Source organism: Streptomyces sp. NPDC059455 (assembly GCF_042750115.1).
Taxonomy (GTDB): domain Bacteria; phylum Actinomycetota; class Actinomycetes; order Streptomycetales; family Streptomycetaceae; genus Streptomyces; species Streptomyces endocoffeicus.
The window spans coordinates 1-5153 of record NZ_JBHYVB010000345.1 but is presented as its reverse complement, the minus strand read 5'-3'; the positions used below and the strand labels follow the sequence as shown (position 1 = coordinate 5153).

The window sequence follows — 5153 nt, the reverse complement described above, 5'->3', positions numbered from 1 at the left end:
CAGACCCGGTGGGGGGGGTGATTCGTGGGGGCGCCTGTCCCACCCCCCCCGCGTTCGTGTGCGAGGGGCCCCCGGCAGCGGCCGTCCTCGTGCCCTCAGGGGCCGTCGTCGTAGCGCACCACCAGGGGCCGTCCCCGCGCCGCCCAGTACGCCTCCGCGTCGGCCAGGATGTCGGCCGCGATCGCGGCGGCGTCGGGGTCCGCGTCGCGGAAGGCCGGCCAGCCCTGGATGTCCAGCAGACAACCGCTGGGCTCGCCGCCCTCGGCCCACCAGGACAGATCGGTGACGCAGTCGGCGAGGGCATCCCAATTCCGCCCGTACCAGTCGGGAAAGCGCAGGTCCCGGGCGCAGCGGGCGAGGAAGCCGTCCTTGTCCGTCACGCCGTCGAGGCGCAGGTGGAGGGCGAGGGTGGGGCCGGTCATGGGCGCCATGGTGCCAGCCCGCCGGGTACCGGTCTCGTTAGGCTGGCCGCGGAGATGATCCACTGCGACTTCGGAGGTTCTCGACGTGTCCGAGCAGAACCGGGCCCCGCTCCCCCACGACTTCCATCCGCCGGTGCCGTCGTTCACGGTGGTGAGCGACGATGTGGCACCGGGCGGCACGCTCAAGTCCGCCCAGGTGCAGGCGGAGGGGAACACCTCTCCGCAGCTGCGCTGGGAGGGTTTCCCGGAAGGGACGAAGAGTTTCGCCGTCACCTGCTTCGACCCGGACGCGCCGACGGGCAGCGGGTTCTGGCACTGGGTGGTGTTCGACATCCCGGCCACGGTCACCGAGCTTCCGGTGGGTGCGGGCAGCGGTGGCTTCACGGGCCTGCCCGAGGGTGCCGTACAGGCGCGCAACGACTACGGGACCCGTGATTTCGGTGGGGCCGCGCCGCCGCCCGGGGACGGTCCGCACCGCTATGTGTTCACCGTCTACGCGGTGGACGCCGAGAAGCTGGGCCCGGACGCGGACGCCTCGCCCGCGGTGGTCGGCTTCAATCTGCGGTTCCACACGCTGGGGCGGGCCCAGTTGATCGGGGAGTACGAGGTGCCGGCCGCGGGCTGACGCGGCGAAATTGCGTTGTTCTCGGCCAGGCTCCCGGCCAGAGTTGATCCCGGTCCCGCCGATCTCCGGCGCGGACCGGGACACCGGGATGCGGGGGTGGTCGGGATGCGCGAGACGCTGGTTCTGAACGCGAGCTTCGAGCCGCTGGCGACGGTCACGCTGCGGCGCGCCGTGGTGCTGGTCCTCCAGGACAAGGCCGTCGTCGAACACGCCCACCCCGGGCTGCGGGTGCGGGCCGCGGACATCGATCTGCCGCTGCCGCGGGTGATCCGGCTGTGCCGTTACGTACGGGTGCCGTTCCGAAGACGTGCCCCGTGGTCGCGGCGCGGGGTGCTGGTCAGGGACCAGCACCGGTGCGCGTACTGCGGCCGCCGGGCGACGACCGTGGACCATGTGGTGCCGCGGTCGCGCGGGGGCGGGGACACCTGGCTGAATACGGTGGCCTCGTGCGCCGAGGACAACCACCGTAAGGCGGACCGGACTCCGGAGCAGGCGGGGATGCGGCTGCTCAAGGCGCCGTTCGAGCCGACGCCTTCGGATGCGCTGCTGCTGGCGCTGGGGGCGGCGGAGCGGGACGGTCTGCCGGAGTGGCTCGCGCTGCCCGCCTGAGTCTCATCCCCTGGCAGAAGGCCCTGGCAGAAGTCTTTAAGGGGCCGTCCCGCCGCCGTCCGTTCAGTCGATCGTGGGCTGTTCGCGGCGCGGGGCGGGCTCCTTACCGGTGCCGCTGGGGGTGCCGCCGCCGTTTCCGCCGCCGGTCAGCGGGCCGAAGTTGCCCATGGCCCCGCCGAGGCCCTTGAGGGCGTCGCCGATCTCGCTGGGCACGATCCAGAGCTTGTTGGCGTCGCCCTCGGCGATCTTCGGCAGCATCTGGAGGTACTGGTAGGAGAGCAGCTTCTGGTCCGGGTCTCCGGCGTGGATGGACTCGAAGACCGTACGGATCGCCTGGGCCTCGCCCTCGGCGCGCAGCGCGGCGGCCTTGGACTCACCCTCGGCCCGCAGGATCGCGGACTGCTTCTCACCCTCGGCGCGCAGGATCTCGGACTGCCGGACACCTTCGGCCTGGAGGATCGCGGCGCGCTTGTCACGGTCGGCGCGCATCTGCTTCTCCATCGAGTCCTGGATGGAGGTGGGCGGCTCGATGGCCTTGAGCTCGACGCGGTTGACGCGGATGCCCCACTTGCCGGTGGCCTCGTCGAGGACACCGCGCAGCGCCGCGTTGATCTCCTCGCGGGAGGTCAGGGTGCGCTCGAGGTCCATGCCACCGATGATGTTCCGCAGGGTGGTGACGGTCAGCTGCTCGATCGCCTGGATGTAGCTGGCCACTTCGTAGGTGGCGGCGCGGGCGTCGGTCACCTGGTAGTAGATGACGGTGTCGATGTTCACCACCAGGTTGTCCTGGGTGATCACCGGCTGCGGGGGGAAGGGCACGACCTGTTCACGGAGGTCGACGCGGTTGCGGATCGAGTCGATGAACGGGACGACGATGTTCAGGCCCGCGTTGAGGGTGCGTGTGTAGCGTCCGAAGCGCTCCACGATGGCGGCACTGGCCTGCGGGATGACCTGGATCGTCTTGATCAGTGCGATGAAGACCAGCACCACCAGGATGATCAGGACGATGATGATCGGTTCCACAGCGGCTCCCCGTGCCCTTCATGCGGCGATTCGGATGGTCGGGATGATCAAGTCTGGCGGTTCCCGAGGGTGGAGTCTGTCAGATCCATGGTCGACTCCGCAGCTCAACCGGGTCGTCCTCAACTCTTGGTAGGACACTCCCGGTACGGCGTCTACATGACGACGGCCGTCGCACCGTCGATCTCCACCACATCGACCTGCTGCCCTGGTTCGTAAGCCTGGTCGGGGTCGAGCGAGCGCGCGGACCACACCTCGCCCGCGAGCTTGATCCGGCCGCCTCCGCCGTCGTCGACGCGCTCGAGGACGACGGCCTGGCGGCCTTTCAGCGCCTCGATGCCGCTGCGCAGCTCGGGCTGCTGACGGCGGCTGCGGACCGCCATCGGGCGTACGACGGCGACCAATGCCACGGAGACGGCGCAGAAGACGACGACTTGCAGCACGATGCCGCCGCCGAGCGCGTCGGTGATGGCACCGGCTACGGCGCCGACCGCGACCATCCCGAATTCGGGCATCGCGGTCAGCACGAGCGGGATACCCAGTCCTACGGCGGCGATCAGCCACCACACCCACGGATCCACATGGTCATGGTAGTTGTCCCAAGTCGCCGGGGACAGTGCGCGGATCACCTGCCGGTGGCACGGTGGGCGCAAGGGGCGGACATCAGGTCAGTGGCAGGCCCTGGGCGGTCCAGCGGTCGCCGTTGCGCTCGACGACCAGCGGCAGTCCGAAGCAGCGGGAGAGGTTGCGGGAGGTCAGTTCGGTCTCGACCGGCCCCGCGGTGAGCACCTTCCCCTGGCGGATCATCAGAACATGGGTGAAGCCGGGGGGGATTTCCTCGACATGATGTGTCACCATGATCATCGACGGGGCGAGCGGGTCGCGGGCGAGCCGTCCGAGGCGGCGGACGAGGTCCTCGCGGCCACCGAGGTCGAGTCCGGCCGCGGGCTCGTCGAGGAGCAGCAGTTCGGGGTCGGTCATCATGGCGCGGGCGATGAGGGTGCGCTTGCGCTCGCCCTCGGAGAGGGTGCCGAACTTCCGGTCGAGGTACTCGGTCATGCCGAGGCGGTCGAGGAAGGCGCGGGCGCGGGTCTCGTCGACCGCGTCGTAGTCCTCCTGCCAGTGGGCCGTCATACCGTACGCGGCGGTGAGGACGGTCTGCAGGACGGTCTGGCGGCGCGGCAGCTTCTCGGCCATGGCGATGCCCGCCATGCCGACGCGGGGGCGCAGCTCGAAGACGTCGACGCGGCCGAGTTGCTCGCCGAGGATCCGGGCGGTTCCGGCGCTCGGGTAGAGATAGCTGGAGGCGAGGTTGAGGAGGGTGGTCTTGCCGGCGCCGTTGGGCCCGAGGATGACCCAGCGCTCTCCTTCTTTGATCGACCAGGAGACCTCGTCCACCAGAGCCCGCCCATCGCGGACCACCGATACGTCCAGCAGCTCCAGAACCTCGCTCATGAGCGCGTTGTCTCCCATTGCAGTCTCGAGTCGTGCGTGCGCCTGTGGGCGCAGCCCCCTGAGGAAAACCTACGCCACACGTTGTCGGTGACAGTCCTTAGGCTGGTTCCATGCTCGATGAACCACGTTCAGGGCGCCTCGCAGCTTGGGGAAATGCCCTTATCGCCGGACTTGTCTCCCCCGATGAGGCGGCACATCGCATCGCGGGCGAGGACGCGTCGCACCGGGTGGCCGGGCTTCCGGGGGAGTCCGCGCAGGTGGGGCTCACATTGGCGCTGGGGCGGCTGCGGGCGCTCGGGGCCAAGGGGCTGCGGGTGGCGCTGCCCATAGCGGGGCATCCCCTGGGGCTGAGCGGCCCGCCGGAGTTCAACGCCCACGCGCTCGACGCGGGCGAGGCGGTGATCGCCACCGGGGCGGCGCTCGGTCTGGTGCCCGAGGTGTCGGCGGCCGGGCCCGAGGGCGATCAGCACATCGAGGTGGTGTGGCGATGTCAGGCCGTGCGGGAGGCGCCGCCGGCCGATGTGCCGTCGCTGAGCGAGGCCGAGCGGGAGCTGGCGGAGGCGCTGCGGGAGGCCACGGAGGTGCTCTCGCGGCTGAACGTGGCCGGGTCGGGCCCGGTGGCCGAGGCGGCCCTGGAGGCGTATCGGGCGCGGGCCGAGCGGGGGCGCGAGGTGCTGGCCCCGGGCTATCCGCCGCGGGCCATACGGGTGCTGGAGCTGGCGCAACGGGTGGGTGCTCTGGTGGACATCGCGTATATGGCGGGCGGGGACGGCCGGGAGCACGGCGGGGCGGTGAGCGCGTCGGAGATCGCGGCGCGGGCCGAGGCGCTGCGGCCGGTGGAGCGCACCTCGCGGCGGGCCCAGGTGGCGGCGTACAACGCGTATGTGGAGGAGCGGGAGCGGGGCGGTCTCTGACCACCGCGGGTCGCTGGCCACCACAGGGCTCTGACCACCATGGGTCTCTGGCCACCGCGGGGGGGATGTTGCGGGGCTCGGAGGCCGACATGGGGCCGGCCCCGGAGG

General features: G+C 70.9%; 7 protein-coding genes. 3 read left to right on the top strand and 4 right to left on the bottom strand.

Features of this window, described 5'->3' with window-relative positions:
- Positions 1-95: 95 nt before the first annotated feature.
- Positions 96-422 carry a barstar family protein gene (locus tag ACFXB5_RS51550; protein WP_223863993.1) on the bottom strand — a complete coding sequence of 109 codons (327 nt, stop codon included), beginning with the start codon at positions 420-422 and terminating at the stop codon, positions 96-98.
- A gap of 85 nt (positions 423-507) precedes the next feature.
- Between ACFXB5_RS51550 and ACFXB5_RS51545 the strand changes: the two genes are divergently transcribed.
- Complete coding sequence (locus ACFXB5_RS51545) at positions 508-1047, top strand: YbhB/YbcL family Raf kinase inhibitor-like protein (protein WP_385222512.1); 540 nt, start codon at positions 508-510, stop codon at positions 1045-1047.
- Positions 1048-1152: 105 nt separating this feature from the next.
- Positions 1153-1656 carry an HNH endonuclease gene (locus ACFXB5_RS51540; RefSeq protein WP_385222510.1) on the top strand — a complete coding sequence of 168 codons (504 nt, stop codon included), beginning with the start codon at positions 1153-1155 and terminating at the stop codon, positions 1654-1656.
- A 63-nt stretch (positions 1657-1719) separates the two neighbouring features.
- Here ACFXB5_RS51540 and ACFXB5_RS51535 read toward each other — a convergent pair whose 3' ends face one another.
- The 3 genes from ACFXB5_RS51535 to ACFXB5_RS51525 form a co-directional block, all read right to left on the bottom strand.
- On the bottom strand, positions 1720-2679 hold the full coding sequence (locus tag ACFXB5_RS51535) for an SPFH domain-containing protein (RefSeq protein ID WP_044577455.1): 960 nt from the start codon (positions 2677-2679) through the stop codon (positions 1720-1722).
- 152 nt (positions 2680-2831) lie between these two features.
- Entirely contained in the window at positions 2832-3257 is a 426-nt protein-coding gene (locus ACFXB5_RS51530) for an NfeD family protein (RefSeq protein ID WP_121825037.1), read from the bottom strand.
- Between the two features lie 82 nt (positions 3258-3339).
- On the bottom strand, positions 3340-4131 hold the full coding sequence (locus tag ACFXB5_RS51525) for an ABC transporter ATP-binding protein (RefSeq protein WP_385222507.1): 792 nt from the start codon (positions 4129-4131) through the stop codon (positions 3340-3342).
- 110 nt (positions 4132-4241) lie between these two features.
- On the opposite strand from ACFXB5_RS51525, the gene ACFXB5_RS51520 reads away from it, so the two are divergent.
- On the top strand, positions 4242-5045 hold the full coding sequence (locus ACFXB5_RS51520) for a hypothetical protein (RefSeq protein ID WP_385222504.1): 804 nt from the start codon (positions 4242-4244) through the stop codon (positions 5043-5045).
- The last annotated feature ends 108 nt before the right edge of the window (positions 5046-5153 follow it).